The organism is Acinetobacter sp. YH12211, assembly GCF_013418015.1.
Taxonomy (GTDB): Bacteria; Pseudomonadota; Gammaproteobacteria; order Pseudomonadales; family Moraxellaceae; genus Acinetobacter; species Acinetobacter towneri.
Map to the genome: position 1 here is coordinate 57,907 of NZ_VPCW01000001.1, position 15,665 is coordinate 73,571.

13 protein-coding genes and 4 tRNA genes are annotated in these 15,665 nt (G+C 44.3%); 7 read left to right on the forward strand and 10 right to left on the reverse strand.

The window, feature by feature from the left end; translation table 11 throughout:
- The first annotated feature begins 26 nt into the window (after window positions 1-26).
- From FTU98_RS00250 to FTU98_RS00275, 6 genes are read left to right on the forward strand one after another with little or no spacing between them, the layout of a single operon-like run.
- Entirely contained in the window at window positions 27-2,864 is a 2,838-nt protein-coding gene (locus FTU98_RS00250) for a monovalent cation/H+ antiporter subunit A (RefSeq protein ID WP_096901338.1), read from the forward strand.
- Window positions 2,865-2,868: 4 nt separating this feature from the next.
- Window positions 2,869-3,234: a Na+/H+ antiporter subunit C gene (locus FTU98_RS00255; protein WP_004975886.1), complete on the forward strand. Its 366-nt coding sequence runs from the start codon at window positions 2,869-2,871 to the stop codon at window positions 3,232-3,234.
- Window positions 3,234-5,042, forward strand: a complete 1,809-nt coding sequence (locus FTU98_RS00260; RefSeq protein ID WP_167845730.1) for a monovalent cation/H+ antiporter subunit D — start codon at window positions 3,234-3,236, stop codon at window positions 5,040-5,042. Before FTU98_RS00255 ends, FTU98_RS00260 begins: the two co-directional genes overlap by 1 nt.
- Before the next feature lie 2 nt (window positions 5,043-5,044).
- Complete coding sequence (locus tag FTU98_RS00265) at window positions 5,045-5,578, forward strand: Na+/H+ antiporter subunit E (protein ID WP_004975882.1); 534 nt, start codon at window positions 5,045-5,047, stop codon at window positions 5,576-5,578.
- Window positions 5,575-5,850 (forward strand): monovalent cation/H+ antiporter subunit F, encoded by a 276-nt coding sequence (locus FTU98_RS00270; RefSeq protein ID WP_004975880.1) that lies wholly within the window; start codon window positions 5,575-5,577, stop codon window positions 5,848-5,850. Before FTU98_RS00265 ends, FTU98_RS00270 begins: the two co-directional genes overlap by 4 nt.
- Before the next feature lie 11 nt (window positions 5,851-5,861).
- Window positions 5,862-6,260, forward strand: coding sequence for a Na+/H+ antiporter subunit G (locus FTU98_RS00275; protein ID WP_004975877.1), 399 nt, complete (start codon window positions 5,862-5,864; stop codon window positions 6,258-6,260).
- Window positions 6,261-6,381: 121 nt separating this feature from the next.
- Here the strand turns inward: FTU98_RS00275 and FTU98_RS00280 are convergent, their stop codons facing one another.
- The 10 genes from FTU98_RS00280 to tpiA form a co-directional block, all read right to left on the reverse strand.
- Entirely contained in the window at window positions 6,382-6,786 is a 405-nt protein-coding gene (locus FTU98_RS00280) for a ribosome-binding factor A (protein WP_004975876.1), read from the reverse strand.
- Window positions 6,786-9,512: a translation initiation factor IF-2 gene (gene infB, locus FTU98_RS00285; RefSeq protein WP_178866000.1), complete on the reverse strand. Its 2,727-nt coding sequence runs from the start codon at window positions 9,510-9,512 to the stop codon at window positions 6,786-6,788. Before infB ends, FTU98_RS00280 begins: the two co-directional genes overlap by 1 nt.
- A gap of 10 nt (window positions 9,513-9,522) precedes the next feature.
- Complete coding sequence (gene nusA, locus FTU98_RS00290; RefSeq protein WP_131261098.1) at window positions 9,523-11,007, reverse strand: transcription termination factor NusA; 1,485 nt, start codon at window positions 11,005-11,007, stop codon at window positions 9,523-9,525.
- Between the two features lie 35 nt (window positions 11,008-11,042).
- On the reverse strand, window positions 11,043-11,567 hold the full coding sequence (rimP, locus tag FTU98_RS00295; protein WP_004975871.1) for a ribosome maturation factor RimP: 525 nt from the start codon (window positions 11,565-11,567) through the stop codon (window positions 11,043-11,045).
- A gap of 319 nt (window positions 11,568-11,886) precedes the next feature.
- A tRNA-Met gene (locus tag FTU98_RS00300) sits at window positions 11,887-11,963 on the reverse strand.
- Window positions 11,964-12,097: 134 nt separating this feature from the next.
- Window positions 12,098-12,174, reverse strand: a tRNA-Met gene (locus FTU98_RS00305).
- Window positions 12,175-12,251: 77 nt separating this feature from the next.
- Window positions 12,252-12,328: transfer RNA gene (locus FTU98_RS00310), tRNA-Met, on the reverse strand.
- A 49-nt stretch (window positions 12,329-12,377) separates the two neighbouring features.
- A tRNA-Leu gene (locus FTU98_RS00315) sits at window positions 12,378-12,462 on the reverse strand.
- 53 nt (window positions 12,463-12,515) lie between these two features.
- Window positions 12,516-12,845, reverse strand: coding sequence for a preprotein translocase subunit SecG (gene secG / locus FTU98_RS00320; protein WP_004975868.1), 330 nt, complete (start codon window positions 12,843-12,845; stop codon window positions 12,516-12,518).
- Window positions 12,846-12,858: 13 nt separating this feature from the next.
- Window positions 12,859-13,650 (reverse strand): triose-phosphate isomerase, encoded by a 792-nt coding sequence (gene tpiA / locus FTU98_RS00325; RefSeq protein ID WP_180050033.1) that lies wholly within the window; start codon window positions 13,648-13,650, stop codon window positions 12,859-12,861.
- Between the two features lie 277 nt (window positions 13,651-13,927).
- On the opposite strand from tpiA, the gene pilB reads away from it, so the two are divergent.
- On the forward strand, window positions 13,928-15,640 hold the full coding sequence (gene pilB, locus FTU98_RS00330; RefSeq protein WP_179996326.1) for a type IV-A pilus assembly ATPase PilB: 1,713 nt from the start codon (window positions 13,928-13,930) through the stop codon (window positions 15,638-15,640).
- Window positions 15,641-15,665 lie beyond the last annotated feature (25 nt).

Sequence of the window (15,665 nt, forward strand, 5' to 3'; positions counted from 1 at the left end):
TTTAGGTTTTCAACCTATTCACGACAATGGATATGAGTGTGCTACCGATTATTATATTGTTACCGTTAGTACTGGGCACAACCCTTGTCTCGTGGCTGAAACAATTTTCACGCGGGGTAACGGCTTTAGGGGCGATTGGCGTCAGTCTGAGCAGTCTTATTCTGCTCCTGACTCAAGCAAAAGCAGTCTTTAATGGCGAAACGATCATTCAAACATGGTCTTGGCTGCCACAGTTGGGGATTGATTTAAGCTTTCGTCTAGATGCGCTTGGTTTATTATTCTCCTTGCTGATCACGGGGATCGGCACACTCATTTTTATTTATGCCTATTATTATTTAAGTCCACAAAACTCGCTCAGTAAACTCTATGTTCTCCTCATGCTGTTTATGGCTGCCATGTTGGGAATTTCGCTCTCCAATAACCTGATTTTGTTGCTGACTTTTTGGGAACTGACCAGTATTTCCTCTTTCTTATTGGTGGGTTATTGGAGCAATTACGAGGCAGCACAACGCGGCTCACGTATGGCACTGACCATTACAGGCATGGGCGGGCTCGCCATGCTCGGTGGTTTTGTGTTATTGGCGCAAATCACAGGCACCTATCAAATTGACCAAATCTTAATGATGACTGAACAAATTCAAAGTCATCATTTATTTGTACCAACTTTATTGCTGATTTTATTGGGTGCATTTACCAAAAGTGCGCAATTTCCGTTTCACTTCTGGCTACCCAATGCCATGGCTGCACCCACGCCTGTTTCTGCCTATCTACATTCGGCAACGATGGTCAAAGCAGGGATTTTCTTGCTGGCGCGCTTATTGCCAATTTTTGCAGGCGCAGCGTTATATCACAACCTAGTCACCTTTATTGGTCTATTTACCCTGTGTATGGCAGCATTCTTTGCCATTTTCAAAGAAGATTTAAAAGGCTTATTGGCGTATTCCACCATCAGTCATTTAGGTCTGATCATGTGCTTACTCGGCATTGGTTCACCGTTAGCAGTAGCTGCTGCAATTTTCCACATCATCAACCACGCCACCTTTAAAGCGGCCCTGTTTATGATTGCAGGAATTATCGACCACGAATCAGGCACACGTGATTTACGCAAACTTAGTGGCTTATGGCAACTATTACCCTTTACCGCCACCCTCACTATGATTACCGCGGCCTCTATGGCTGGCGTACCGTTGACCAACGGCTTTTTGTCCAAAGAAATGTTCTTCACTGAACTGGTAGCAAACTTATCTGGCCCTGTACTGTTGGTTTCTGCAATTGTTGCGACACTGGCGGGTATTTTTGCAGTGGCCTATTCAATACGTTTGGTACACGGCGTTTTCTTTGATGGTCCAATTGGTAAAGATGTCCCAAACAAAGAAGCTCACGAACCTCCGTTTGGCATGCGTGCACCCGCAACTTTATTGGCTGTTTTATGTATTTTAGTCGGCTTGATGCCTGCCTTATTGGTCGAGCATATTGTCAATAGCACGACTCGTGCCAGTACCCAACTGTCGCAGTTTGAAGGCACACATCTGGCAATTTGGCATGGCTTTAATCTTCCCCTGCTGATGAGTGTTATTGCACTGCTTGGCGGGATCATTTTCTATTTCTCGCTCGCCAAAGGTGGAAAAATCCGTGAAATTGACCTCGACCCACATTTAGGTCAATTCCAAGGCAAACTGCTGTTTGAATTATTCTTAAAACATTTGCTACAAGTTTCACGCAAAATCAAACGTAAAACCGAAAATGGTTCACTGCAAAGCTATTTGGTGTGGATCATTGCTTTTACGGTATTCATGGTCGCGCTACCATTATTCAATCAGGGATTAACAACTGGCACACGTGAACTCACACATGCGCCTATGATTGCCATTGTTTTATGGTTATTGCTGTTCTCTGCCTGCTGGATGATGCTGTGGTTCCACCATGAGCGCATCAAAGCTGTCTTAATCAGCGGTGCAGTTGGCTTGGTCGTCACCATGATGTTTGTCGGACTGTCTGCTCCCGACTTGGCACAAACTCAAATCACGGTTGATGTCGTCACCACTGTTTTATTGCTGATGAGTCTATCGCTGCTCCCACAATTGACCCCGTATGAATCTAGCCGTTCACGTCGTTGGCGAGATGCCTTCATTGCGATTGGTGGCGGCATTGGTATCGGCTGGATTGCGTGGCTGGTTATGACTCGCGACCACAATTCAATTTCATGGTTCTTTAATCAGCAATCCATTCCACTCGGTGGCGGAACCAACGTGGTCAACGTCATTTTGGTGGACTTCCGTGGTTTCGATACCTTTGGTGAAATTACCGTCTTGGGCATTGCTGCGATTGGTACGCTGTGTTTAATGGATGGTATGCGTGCGCACGGCACTATCATGACCCAAGGTTTAACCTATCGCTTTAATCCTTCACCGTTGATGCTGCGGATTACCGCCTCATGGATTTTACCTATCGCCCTTGTGGTCAGCCTGTATATTTTCTTGCGCGGTCATAACTTACCAGGCGGTGGCTTTATTGCGGGCTTAATTACCGCAATGGCGTTGATCATCCAATACATTGCGCTTGGTCAAGACCACACCGAACAAATGCTCAAAGCTAAATCTGGACGTTTATACGAAATCTGGATTGGCGTGGGTTTAAGTATTGCAGGTCTGACAGGACTTGCCGCATGGTTCTGGGGACGTCCATTCCTCACCAGCGCACATATTTATGTCAATCCTCCGATTATTGGTGAAATGCACCTCGCTTCGGCTGCCTTATTTGATGTAGGCGTGTATGTCACGGTGGTTGGTGCGGTAATGTTGATGATTTCTGTCTTGGGCGACTCACGTCACTCAGGCATGTCTGGCCCACTTCCAAAGGAGTAATGCAATGATTAGTATTGAGTTTTTAATTGCGTCTGCCATTGGAATGTTAGTCGCGACAGGAATCTATTTAATTTTACGTGCCCGTACCTTTCCTGTGGTTTTGGGCTTGGCGATGATTGGTTATGCCGTCAATATTTTCTTATTCAGCATGGGGCGTATTCAGCTCAATGCACCTGCAATTTTGACTGAAGCTTCAAAAGTCACCGACCCATTACCACAAGCCTTGGTATTAACCGCAATTGTGATTGGTTTTGCCACCACCGCATTTATTGTGCAATTGGCGCTGCGTAGCCGTTATGAAACAGGGACAGACCACGTCGATGCCAAAGAAGAACATCCACTGCTTGACCCACGTGAGGATGAGCCATAATGACTGATTTCCTCCAATTTTGGCTACAGCATTCACCTATTTTTAGCATCCTGATTCCAACCTTTACCGCATTTATTTTAGTGCTATTAGGCAATCCGGGCTTTGGTTCACTCTCACATGACTGGCGTCAGCCATGGCGTCGTGGCATTAGCTATCTTTCTGCCACACTCGGTTTAGTCACTGCAATTAGCTATTTAATTCAAGTCAGCAGTGGGCAAATTATTATTTATAATTTGAGCGAATGGGCCGCCCCGTTTGGCATTATTTTAGTGCTAGATCAACTGTCTGCCCTCATGTTGGTACTGACTTATTCACTTGCCTTGCCATTACTGTGGTTTTCCAGCAAAAAATGGGATGAACGTGGTCGCTATTTTCATACCATGGTGCATTTCCTACTCATGGGACTTTGCGGTGCATTCCTCACAGGCGACTTATTTAACCTGTTCGTATTTTTTGAAATCTTGTTGCTCGCCTCGTATGTGTTGTTATTGCACGGTCAAGGCAAAGCACGTTTTCAACTCGGGATTCATTACGTCACCATCAACCTGTTGGCCTCTGCCCTGTTCCTAATTGGTTTGGGGATGATTTACGGCAGTGTCGGCAGTTTAAACATGACCGATGTGGCACGTCTTATTCCGCTACTCGATGCTGATGCACATAAAATTGCGGTGGCAGGTGGCTTACTGCTATTTGTGGTATTTGGTATTAAAGCCGCTATGCTTCCTGTCGGTTTCTGGCTTCCTAAAACCTATGCCGTGGCGACAACCCCTGTGGCAGCCTTATTCACCATCATGACCAAAGTGGGTGTGTATGCCATTTTGCGGGTCAATGGAACCGTATTTGATGATGCACTGAGCCATAAAATCCTACAAGACTGGTTGCTGCCGATTGGTCTAATTACCTCACTGTATGGGGTCATTGGCGCAATTGGTGCAGAGCGCTTACGTCGTTTTGTCGGTTTTATGGTGCTGTCTTCGATTGGTACGATCCTGATCGCCATTTCGATGCTGAACACACAGGCATGGTCAGCCGCACTGTATTACTTAGTACACAGTACCTTAATTGCAGCGGCTTTCTATTTGCTGTGTGGCTGGATTACCTCACAACGTGGCGCATTTAAAGATCACTTCAATATTGCCCCGCAAATGAAGCAACACAAAGTACTGGCAATCACATACTTCATGATTGCCTTAATGATGGCAGGTTTGCCACCGTTTAGTGGCTTTTTGGGCAAGGTCTTTATTTTGCAAGCCACCGCCAATATGGCACATCAAGGCTGGATTATTGGCATTATTCTCTTGGTCAGCTTGCTGAGTATTATTGCATTCACCCGTGTCGGCTTTATTTTATTTTGGCGCGCGACCAAACCTGAAGATGATGCGCAAACTGAAGCCTATTATGAATATCAGGCACTACCTGCGCTTGCACCGCCCCGTAATGACCGTGTCATTTATTTTCTCCTAACGGGTTTAGTGCTGTACGTGGTATTTGCCAATCCAATTCAACAATATATGCTGAATACTGCACAGCAGATTCAACATAATGCGGCCTATGAAGCACTGATTCTGAAAAAAGACCGTGCTGCAAATGTGATTAGCGTACAACCTTATGATCCATTGTACTTACCTCAAACCAAGTACGGTGGCGAAGCAATTGACACCAATGCACATTTAATTCCCTATGTGATTGATCCAAACACCTTGGAAGGCGAGCATATTTCTGACTATAAACAACGTCAGATTCAACAGCAAAATCGTGAGGAAGCACAGCAACCTAGCGATACTCAACTCAAACCTGCGGAGCCCTAAACATGCAAAAAACGAGACCAAAAACTTCGTTTTGGGATAACCTGCTGCCACACCCGTTTGTATCTGTCTTGGTGGCACTGAGTTGGCTGATGTTGGCGCATAGTGTTTCTGCAGGGAATCTGTTGATGGCACTGGTCTTGGCGCTCTTGATTCCCAAACTGATCCAGCCCTTTATTGCGCGTACACCAGACATCAACTGGACTGCAGCCATTCGCTTATTCTTCGTGGTGGTCTGGGATATTATGATTTGTAATATTCGTGTCGCAAAACTGGTACTTGGCCCAACAGACCGTATGCAGCCAAAATGGTTCCGTGTCCCTCTCGAAACACAACACGAACAGGTCAACAGTATTTTGGCGATGATCATTACCACCACACCAGGCACGGTTACAGCAGGTATTGACCAAGACCGTGGCGATATTTTGGTGCATGCCTTAAACACTGCAGATGAAAGTGTAGATATTCAAGACATCAAAAATCGTTATGAAAAACCGCTGATTGAAATTTTTGGTGCACAGTCAGGAGAAAAGCAATGATGATTCTGCCTTATGCACTTGGAATCTGCATGGTTGCGATTACGCTGTCCATGTTTATGTGCCTATATCGCCTGATTATTGGCCCTTCAATTGTAGACCGCCTGTTGGCCTTGGATACCTTGTTTTTAAATGCGACCTGCTTGGTGGTGGTTCTGGGTATCTATTGGACCAGTACCTCATTATTTGAAGGTGCGTTATTGGTGGCGATGCTAGGCTTTGTGTCTACTGCAGCACTGGCGCGTTACTTCACCAGTGGTCATGTGATTGATTAAGGAGAATGAACATGCAATTACTCATGGAAATTTTAGTGTCATTCTTTTTAATTATTGGCGCATTTTTCATGTTGGTGGGCGGCATTGGCATGGTTCGCCTACCCGACTTATTTATGCGACTGCATGCCCCTACAAAATCCAGCACTTTAGGACTAGGCAGTTTCTTAATTGCAGCCATTATTTATGCGGCATTTGAAGGACGATTTGGCTTTGCAGAAGTATTAATCACCCTATTTGCGTTTATTACCGCGCCTGTTTCTGCCAATTTAATGGCACAGGCAGCACTGCATTTACGTTTACGTTCGATGAGTGGCAATGTGCCTGAAACCTTAGACCGTCCATTACCGTGGCAACGCCAACGTCGTAATTTACGTCGTTATGAAAAAAAGTCCCATGATGATTTGGTCTAGAATATTAGTCAGGCATTAAAAAAAGCATCGTATCCGATATAACCTTGCTTACATTGCAAAAGCTCAAACATGATAGACAAAAAAATGCCACCCGAAGGTGGCATTTTTTATCATCACTGATTTATTCTTCATCTTGCTTAGGTGCTGCAGGAGGTAAATCTTTTACCGCTTCTGCAATCAAACCAAACATATAGTTACCATAGGCATTGGTTTTATCGTAGTGAAAACGCAAACGCGGGGTAATACGTGTCTTAATACGACGGCTTAACTCATGGCGCAAGAAGCCTGATGCTTTATTCAACACATCCAAGGTTTCTTTATTTGCCGTTTCGCTTTGCTCATCGCCTAATTCACGTCCCATGACGGTCACGTACACTTCCGCATATCCTAAGTCTGGGCTCACCTTCACTGCAGAGATGGTCACAAGACCACCTAAGCGTGGATCTTTCAGCTCTTGGCGAATCAGTTCTGACAGCTCACGCTGTACTGTATCCGCCATACGCTTCAGACGTTGACTACCCGCCATTAAAGACTCCGTTTAATCAATTGAACATCGTACACTTCAATCTTATCAAGTGGTTTGATGTCTTTATAGCCTTTTACTGCAAGACCACATTCCATACCTGCGCGAACTTCTTCCACCACGTCTTTATAACGACGAAGTGACTCAAGCTCACCTTGGAATACCACCACATCATCACGTAATACGCGAATTGGTTTGTTACGGTGAAGTACGCCTTCAAGTACCATACAACCTGCAGCTGCACCGAACTTACTTGAGTGGAACACTTCACGCACTTCTGCAACACCCAAAATAGTTTCACGGTGTTCAGGTGCAAGCTTACCGCTCATCGCATCTTTCACATCATCAATTAATTGATAGATGATGCTGTAGTAACGAATGTCAATACCATCGGCATCGGCTTTTTGACGCGCAGTATTGTCAGCACGTACGTTAAAGCCCAGTAATACAGCTTCTGAAGATTCTGCAAGCGTAACGTCAGACTCAGTGATCGCACCTACGCCTGAACCAATCACACGTACACGTACTTCATCGGTAGATAACTCGCCCAAGGCAACAATCAAGGCTTCCAAAGTACCTCGTACATCGGTCTTCAATACCACATTGACAAATGGAACGTCTTTTTTGCCCATTGATGCCATGATGTTTTCAAGACGCATTGCGCTTTGACGCTCAAGACGTTTTTGACGCTCACGATCCATACGCGCATCGGCAACTTCACGTGCTTTCTTCTCGTCATTTACAACAAGAACTTCGTCACCTGCCATTGGCGCTTCAGGTAAACCTAAAATTTCAACTGGAATTGAAGGACCTGCAGATTTAATACGCTTACCGTTTTCATCAGTCATGGCACGTACGCGACCATAAGATGAACCTGCAAGTACCAAGTCACCTACATTCAAAGTACCGTTTTGTACCAGAATTGACGTCACTGCACCGCGACCTTTATCTACACGCGCTTCAATCACCACACCTTGCGCTGCACCTTCTTCAGATGCTTTCAATTCCATCATTTCTGCTTGAATTGAAATTAAGTCAAGAAGTTCATCAATACCTTGACCTGAATGCGCCGAAACCATTGCAACAGGTACGTCACCGCCCCATTGTTCAGGTACGATTTCTTTGGTGGTCAATTCATTCAATACGCGGTCTGGATCAGCCGATTCTTTGTCCATTTTGTTAATGGCAACAATAATTGGCGTACCCGCTGCACGCGCATGGTCAATGGCTTCTGCAGTTTGTGGCATCACACCATCATCTGCCGCAACGACCAATACCACGATATCTGTCGCTTTCGCACCACGTGAACGCATTGCAGTAAACGCTGCGTGTCCCGGTGTATCTAAGAAGGTGATAATGCCTTTATCGGTTTGTACGTGGTATGCACCAATGTGCTGGGTAATACCACCCGCTTCGCCTGCAGCCACTTTGGCACGACGAATACGGTCAAGTAATGATGTCTTACCATGGTCAACGTGACCCATGATGGTCACCACTGGTGGACGTGTCGTTTGAACACCACGTGCCTCTTCAGCAGCTTCAAGTAAGTTATCTTCAGCTTGCGTATCAGATACTAGAACTGGGTTGTGGCCCATTTCCTCAACTACAAGTGCTGCAACTTCTTGCTCAATCGCTTGGTTTTGCGTAACTAACTCACCCATTTTCATGAGTGATTTAATAACTTCGCGTACTTTAACTGCCATTTTTGCAGCCAAGTCCGCAACCACAATCGTTGCACCAATTTCAACATCATAAACTTGTTTTTTAACTGGTTTTTCAAAGCCGTGCTTGTTGGCTTGGCTCGTTTTCAAACCGCGTTTATGTGAGTTTTGGCTGAAAGACTGTTCTTCCTGACCACGACGACCACCTTTTTTCGGTGAACGTGTATTGGTGGTGCTGGTACCACGCTTGATTTCACGGTCTTCTTTGGCAAATGAATCTTCATAAGCCTGACCCACAAGACCAGCCGCCAATGGAGAATCATCTACCACACGAATGGTAGCGGTTGCATCTTCATTTGAGTATTTAGATGCCATCTGACGCATTTGCTCAAGCGTACGTTGCTGCGCTTCTTCAGCAGCTTTACGACGTGCTGCTTCTTCAGTCGCTTTCAACTGAGCTGCTTGCGCTTCACGCGCTTTCTTTTGCTCAGGTGTTTCAGTGACTTTCACTGCTTGCTTCACAATTGGCTTGTTGGTTGACTTACGTTTCACCACAACCGCAGCTTTTGCAACTTCTTGCTTGGCTGTTTCTTGCTTGGCTGCTGCACGCATTGCATCTAAAGCTTGTTTCGCTTTTGCGGCACCTGCTTGAGGCGCGTCTGCTTTCGCTTTGCTCTTTTCTGCCACGTCACGTGCTTGCTGTTCTGCTTGCGCTTTTTCAGCTGCTTCCGCCTGTGCTTTTGCCAGTGCTTCCGCTTTAATCTGTTCAGGATCTGGCTTTACAAATGTATGCTTCTTGCGAACTTCTACATTAATCGTTTTCGCTTTGCCCGAAGTACTTGCCACTTTAGCGGTACTGGTGGTTTTACGTTTCAACGTGATTTGTCCTGCTTTACCCTCTTGACCGTGAACCTTTTTTAAATGGTTCACTAGGGTACTTTGTTGTTCCGTGGAAATAATATCGTCAGCGTTACGCTGTGGTAAACCTGCGTCACGAACCTGTTCCAGGAGTTTCTCAACTGGACGACCTACACTGAGCGCTAACTCTTTAATCGACTTGTCCGTCATATATTACCTCCTAGTTAAACCATGATTCGCGCGCTTTCATAATCAATTGACCCGCTTTATCTGTACCTAGACCTTCAATATCTTCGATATCGTCAGTCGCTTGGTCAGCTAAATCATCAACTGTGATGACACCACGAGCGGCAAGCGCATAAGCGATCTCTTGTGTCATGCCTTCCATTGCTAGAAGTTCTGCACTCGGATCTTGGATATTTTCTTGCTGTTGCAATGCGTCTGCCAATGCCACTTCTTTGGCACGACCTTGTAACATTTCAACAATTTCTTCATCTAAATCAATTTCGTCAAATGTTTCCGCAGGAACATACGCAATTTCTTCTAATGAAGTGAAGCCCATTTCTACCAATGCCATCGCCAAATCTTCAGCAATGTCTAGACGTGAAACAAACAAGTCTAAGTATTGTTGCGCTTCATTTTGCTGACGTGCGTGATACTCTTCTTCAAGCATCATGTTCAGCTTATAACCTGTGAGTTCAGAGGCTAAACGTACGTTTTGACCTTGTGAACCAATTGCACGTGCCAACTGATCGCTGGTTGCGAAAATAATGTCGGCAGTACGTTCTTCTTCATCAATCACAATACCCGATACATCGGCTGGCTCTAAAGCACTGGCGATATATTGTGCTGGATCATCAGACCACACCACAACATCAATACGCTCACCATTTAACTCTTGCTGTACCGCTTGGATACGTGTACCACGCATACCAATACATGCACCTACAGGGTCAATACGATGGTCGTTGGTTTTTACTGCAATTTTTGCACGTACACCTGGCTGACGCGCTGCTGCTTTAATTTCGATGATTTCTTCAGAAATTTCTGGAATTTCTTTTTTCATCAATGCAATCAGCATTTCAGGCTTGGCACGTGACAACAACAATTGTGCACCACGACCTTCACGGTTCACGCTGTACAAAATTGCATTCACACGCTGCTTAGGACGCAAAATTTCTTTGGCGATCATTTCTTCACGCGCCAAATATGCTTCTGCATTGTCGCCCAAATCAATAATAAAGCCATCTTTGGTTTGCTTTTTCACTTCACCGTAAATCAGCTCGCCTACTTTGGCTTCATAAGCATCTGCAACCAATGCGCGTTCTGCTTCACGAATTTTTTGCACAATCACTTGCTTGGCAATTTGCGCAGCAATACGACCGAAGTCAATTGACTCAACTTCAAGTTCGCGAATATCGCCAATTGACCACTTTGCAGGGTCTACATCAGAAATTGCATCTTGGCATGCAGGCATTTCATGATCTTCATCTGCCACCACTTCCCACTGACGGAAAGTGCTGTAGTCACCTGTTTTACGATCAATTTCCACACGTAAACGTGCTTCTTCTGAGTTTGTGCCTTCGTAGAATTTCTTTTTCGTCGCAGCAACAAGAGCCTGTTCAAGCGCCTCAAAAATTGCCTCACGACTTACACCTTTTTCGTTACTAACCGTTTCAACGACGGTAAGAATTTCACGTGCCATAAGTCACCTATTCGTTCAGATTCTTATTAATTTGATTAATCTTGGTAAATCAGGTTTGCTTTATCAATATTGTGACTGTCAATCTCCAATACCTGCTGTTTTTCCACTTCGACCTGAATGGTTTCATTTTCCAGATCTACAGCAACCAATTTCGCTTGAAATTTACGACGGTTTTCTACAGCACTGATTAAACGTAACGCAATGGTTTGCCCAATATATGCAGGCAATTGCTCTAATTGGAAAAATGGACGATCCCAACCCGGAGAGGATACTTCAAGTGCATATTCACCTGAAATTGGATCATGCACATCAAGCATTGCACCAACTTGCTGGGTTACACGTACACAATCTTGCACACCAATACCACGACCTTGCTCTAATTCGCCATCTTCATTTAAGACAGGTTCTGCATTTTCATCGACAGCTTTGTCGATATAAATACGTAACAAAGAACGCTTACCTTGTGGAATAAACTCGATTCCCCAAAGATCCACATCACATGCTTGCACTGCTGGCGCAATTAAGTCCTGAAGTGCTTGAGTTTTATTTGATAGCTTCATTTACTCTCGTCATTCTGCTGCGGTTCAATGGTCTTATTTGACCACTACACATTCATACAAACTATAGTAGTGAAACATGACACTTTGACTTTAGGCCGCGCACGGCTTGTATCGACACTACACGATAGCCAATAAAAAAGGGCGTAATCGCCCCTATTCTTGCACAGTAAAACCAATATCCACTGTGCAAAAAGGCCCACCTAGTTGTGAGCCTCTTTAGAAACTTGGTTGCGGGGATTAGACTAAATCTAACCATCTTTGCTAGTTTATTATGCTGAATTCAATCAACTAAAACTAACGTACCACACCATTAGAAACTTGGTAGCGGGAGCTGGATTTGAACCAACGACCTTCGGGTTATGAGCCCGACGAGCTACCAGACTGCTCCATCCCGCATCAACGTGCAAAAATTATATACAAATATGAATAAGTTTTCAATCAAACTTAGCATTTTTGCCTGACTTAAGTTGCACCTTAGTCAGTATAAAGCGTAAAACTCATATTAGAGCATAATCACACTTTTAAAATATTGGTAGCGGGAGCTGGATTTGAACCAACGACCTTCGGGTTATGAGCCCGACGAGCTACCAGACTGCTCCATCCCGCAACAACATGTAAATACTTATCTCAACCTAAAATAATTTAAGTTGCCTACGCTTAATTCACGATAAGCTTAGGATTGATTGGTAGCGGGAGCTGGATTTGAACCAACGACCTTCGGGTTATGAGCCCGACGAGCTACCAGACTGCTCCATCCCGCATCAACAGATTTGCTGCTTAACACCAACTTATGTTTTCTGGATTATAAGTTGGTGCGGAAGGGGGGACTTGAACCCCCACGCCCGAAAGCACTACCACCTCAAGGTAGCGTGTCTACCAATTCCACCACCACCGCAGCTGTGACGCATTCTAGTCGCATCATGCGAAAAAAGAAAGTGCTAAATAAAATTATTCAGCGCTTTTAGGCGCAGTTGGTGAAGTTTCAGGCGATACAGGCTGTGCAGGTGCAGTCGTTTGTACAGTCTGCAAACTATATGCGCCTGTGGTTTGTTTCTTGGCAAACACCGCTAAAGTTAAACTGGTTGCAAAAAACAAGGCTGTTAAAATTGCCGTTAAACGGGTTAAAAAGTTGCCTGAACCTGACGCACCAAATACGGTTGCCGCACCACCGCCACCAAAAGAAGCACCTGCATCTGCACCTTTACCATGCTGAACCAAAATTAGTCCAATCATTAAAATGGCTAAGATAATATGTACTACCAGCACAAATGTTTGCATGCTGAACTCCTCATTATTGTGTATTTGCAAAGGCTTGCGCAATTTGATGGAACGATGCCGCATTTAAAGATGCACCACCGACCAAAGCACCATTAATGTCTGGGCAGGCTGCTAACTCTACGGCATTTTCTGGTTTTACACTACCACCATATAAAATCGGTAGAGTCACAGCATAAGCGGTGATTTGGCTTAAACCTTCACGGATTTTTGCATGCATGGTTTGCGCATCTTCAGGTGATGCGGTCTTGCCTGTGCCAATTGCCCAAATAGGTTCATAGGCAATCACAATCTGTTGCCATTGCTCAGCCTCAACCACGGCAGCAATATCACAAATTTGTTGCAAAACAACTTGCTCTGCCTGACCGCTTTCACGTTGTTGCAGACTTTCACCCACACAATAAATAACTGTCAAACCTGCCTGCAAGGCATTTTTAACTTTTTCATTCAAAATGCTTGGTGTGTCTGCAAAAAGTTCACGACGTTCTGAATGCCCAACCAATACATAATCAATTTGACTGTCTTTTAGCAATTCTGCACTGACTTCGCCTGTATATGCACCCAAACCCGCAATACGGGAAAGGTCTTGTGCAACGGTATAGACAGGACGTACTGCTTCGCTCAATGCAGCTTGAATTTGAGTTAAAGCCAAAGTGACAGGTGCAATCCCCAAATGACACTTTTCAGCCTCTACAGGGCTGTCTTGTAATAATGTTTTAAATTCAGAAATAAGTTGCTGAGCATCGGCATGTATCGGATTCATCTTCCAATTGCCAACCACCCAAGGCTTAATCGTCGTAGCCGACATAGAATAACCTGCAAAAACAATTCATTTAATCGCGCACATTCTACACGCAAATCACATTTCTGCTGAGTTTTTTGTACAAGCTTTGCATCAAACTGCTGCATGAAGTATCTTTTCATGGCAGGACTTACAATTTTTTTAGCAGATTAATGTAACTGGTTCATGCTTTTAGGCGATACTTAGGTGGTGACAGCACTTTGAGATATGGTATTTTTGTGCAACAAAAGTATAATTTTAAGATACCAATTATAAACAATCTTGATTTTGAGGACGTTGGGGAATGTCAGTACAACAAGCTACACCTAGATTTACAGGTTTTATTCGACGTTTGGTCGAAGATGGGCTCGTTTCTGCTGAAAATATGCAAACTGCCATTAAAGCCGCACAAAAAGATAATGTTGATATTGTTCCCTATCTCATTCAAAACCTAAATATCGCGCCTTTAATCATTGCTGAAAAAATTTCTAATGAGTTTGGCGAACCTATTTTTGATTTAAGCGTGTATGACTCTGCGCTCATCGTGCGTGAAGGCATTGATGAAAAGCTTTTCAGCAAATATAACCTTTTACCTATTTTTAAGCGCAATCACCTGCTTTACGTTGCGACCAGTAACCCGACCAATATCGAAGCAATGGATGCCATTCGTTTCAACAGTAAAATGAATATTGAAGCCATTGTGGTCGAACACGATAAATTGGTAAAACTGATTGAACAAAACTTTGCGAGTGAGTCTGCTTTTGAATTTGAAGATGATGACTTCGATCTCAACTTTGAAGATGGTAACAGCGAACCAGAACAAGCTGCAGAAGATGAACCGCAGGGTGATGAATCCCCAATTGTTAAATACATCAACAAATTACTGATTGATGCAATTCGCATGGGTGCTTCGGACTTACACTTTGAACCGTATGAAAAAACCTATCGAGTGCGTTACCGTGTCGATGGTGTATTACGTCAAATTGCCACCCCACCCTTACAGTTAGCTAACCGCTTGGCATCACGTTTAAAAGTGATGTCCCAAATGGACATTTCTGAAAAGCGTGTCCCGCAAGATGGTCGTATTAAATTAAAACTATCTAAAAACAAGTCCATCGACTTCCGTGTGAACTCGTTGCCAACATTGTTCGGTGAAAAAATCGTACTGCGTATTCTTGACCCATCTAGCGCGATGCTTGGGATTGACGCTTTGGGCTATGAACCAGAACAAAAAGAATTGTTCATGGAAGCCTTAGAAAAACCGCAAGGCATGTTACTGATTACAGGCCCAACGGGTTCGGGTAAAACGGTATCGCTATATACAGGCTTAAATATCTTAAACAGAGAAGATACCAACATTTCCACCGCCGAAGACCCTGTGGAAATTAACTTAGAAGGCATCAATCAGGTTAACGTCAACAATAAAGTAGGCTTAACCTTCGCTGCCGCCCTGAAATCTTTCTTACGTCAAGACCCTGATATTGTCATGGTGGGTGAGATTCGTGACCTTGAAACTGCAGAAATTGCAATTAAAGCAGCCCAAACAGGTCACATGGTTTTATCTACCCTCCACACCAACAGTGCGCCAGAAACTTTAACGCGTTTACGCAATATGGGCGTTCCTTCCTTTAACATCGCAACTTCGGTAAACCTCGTCATTGCACAGCGTTTGGCACGACGCCTATGCCCGCATTGCAAAGCTCCTTCCGATATTCCAAAACAAAGCTTATTGGAAATGGGCTTTACTGAAGCCGATTTGAGCAATCCAGAATTTCAGGTCTATCAACCTGTAGGCTGTTCTGAATGCCGTGAAGGTTATAAAGGACGTGTTGGTGTTTATGAAGTGATGAAAGTCACACCAGAAATTTCTAGAATTATTATGGAGGATGGTAATGCCATCCAAATTGCTGATGCGTCAGCAAAATCGGGGTTTAACAATCTGCGTCGTTCGGGGTTACTTAAGGTCATGCAGGGGGTGACTTCATTGCAAGAAGTCAATCGTGTGACCAGTGAATAGTTGTAAAATTTAAAATAAGGATAAA

Excerpts from the sequence above, each read along its gene's own strand:
- FTU98_RS00250 (WP_096901338.1), top strand. The coding sequence starts at position 27 with ATGGATATGAGTGTGCTACCGATTATTATATTGTTACCGTTAGTACTG.
- FTU98_RS00255 (WP_004975886.1), top strand. The coding sequence starts at position 2,869 with ATGATTAGTATTGAGTTTTTAATTGCGTCTGCCATTGGAATGTTAGTC.
- FTU98_RS00260 (WP_167845730.1), top strand. The coding sequence starts at position 3,234 with ATGACTGATTTCCTCCAATTTTGGCTACAGCATTCACCTATTTTTAGC.
- FTU98_RS00265 (WP_004975882.1), top strand. The coding sequence starts at position 5,045 with ATGCAAAAAACGAGACCAAAAACTTCGTTTTGGGATAACCTGCTGCCA.
- FTU98_RS00270 (WP_004975880.1), top strand. The coding sequence starts at position 5,575 with ATGATGATTCTGCCTTATGCACTTGGAATCTGCATGGTTGCGATTACG.
- FTU98_RS00275 (WP_004975877.1), top strand. The coding sequence starts at position 5,862 with ATGCAATTACTCATGGAAATTTTAGTGTCATTCTTTTTAATTATTGGC.
- FTU98_RS00280 (WP_004975876.1), bottom strand. The coding sequence starts at position 6,786 with ATGGCGGGTAGTCAACGTCTGAAGCGTATGGCGGATACAGTACAGCGT.
- infB (WP_178866000.1), bottom strand. The coding sequence starts at position 9,512 with ATGACGGACAAGTCGATTAAAGAGTTAGCGCTCAGTGTAGGTCGTCCA.
- nusA (WP_131261098.1), bottom strand. The coding sequence starts at position 11,007 with ATGGCACGTGAAATTCTTACCGTCGTTGAAACGGTTAGTAACGAAAAA.
- rimP (WP_004975871.1), bottom strand. The coding sequence starts at position 11,567 with ATGAAGCTATCAAATAAAACTCAAGCACTTCAGGACTTAATTGCGCCA.
- secG (WP_004975868.1), bottom strand. The coding sequence starts at position 12,845 with ATGCAAACATTTGTGCTGGTAGTACATATTATCTTAGCCATTTTAATG.
- tpiA (WP_180050033.1), bottom strand. The coding sequence starts at position 13,650 with ATGTCGGCTACGACGATTAAGCCTTGGGTGGTTGGCAATTGGAAGATG.
- pilB (WP_179996326.1), top strand. The coding sequence starts at position 13,928 with ATGTCAGTACAACAAGCTACACCTAGATTTACAGGTTTTATTCGACGT.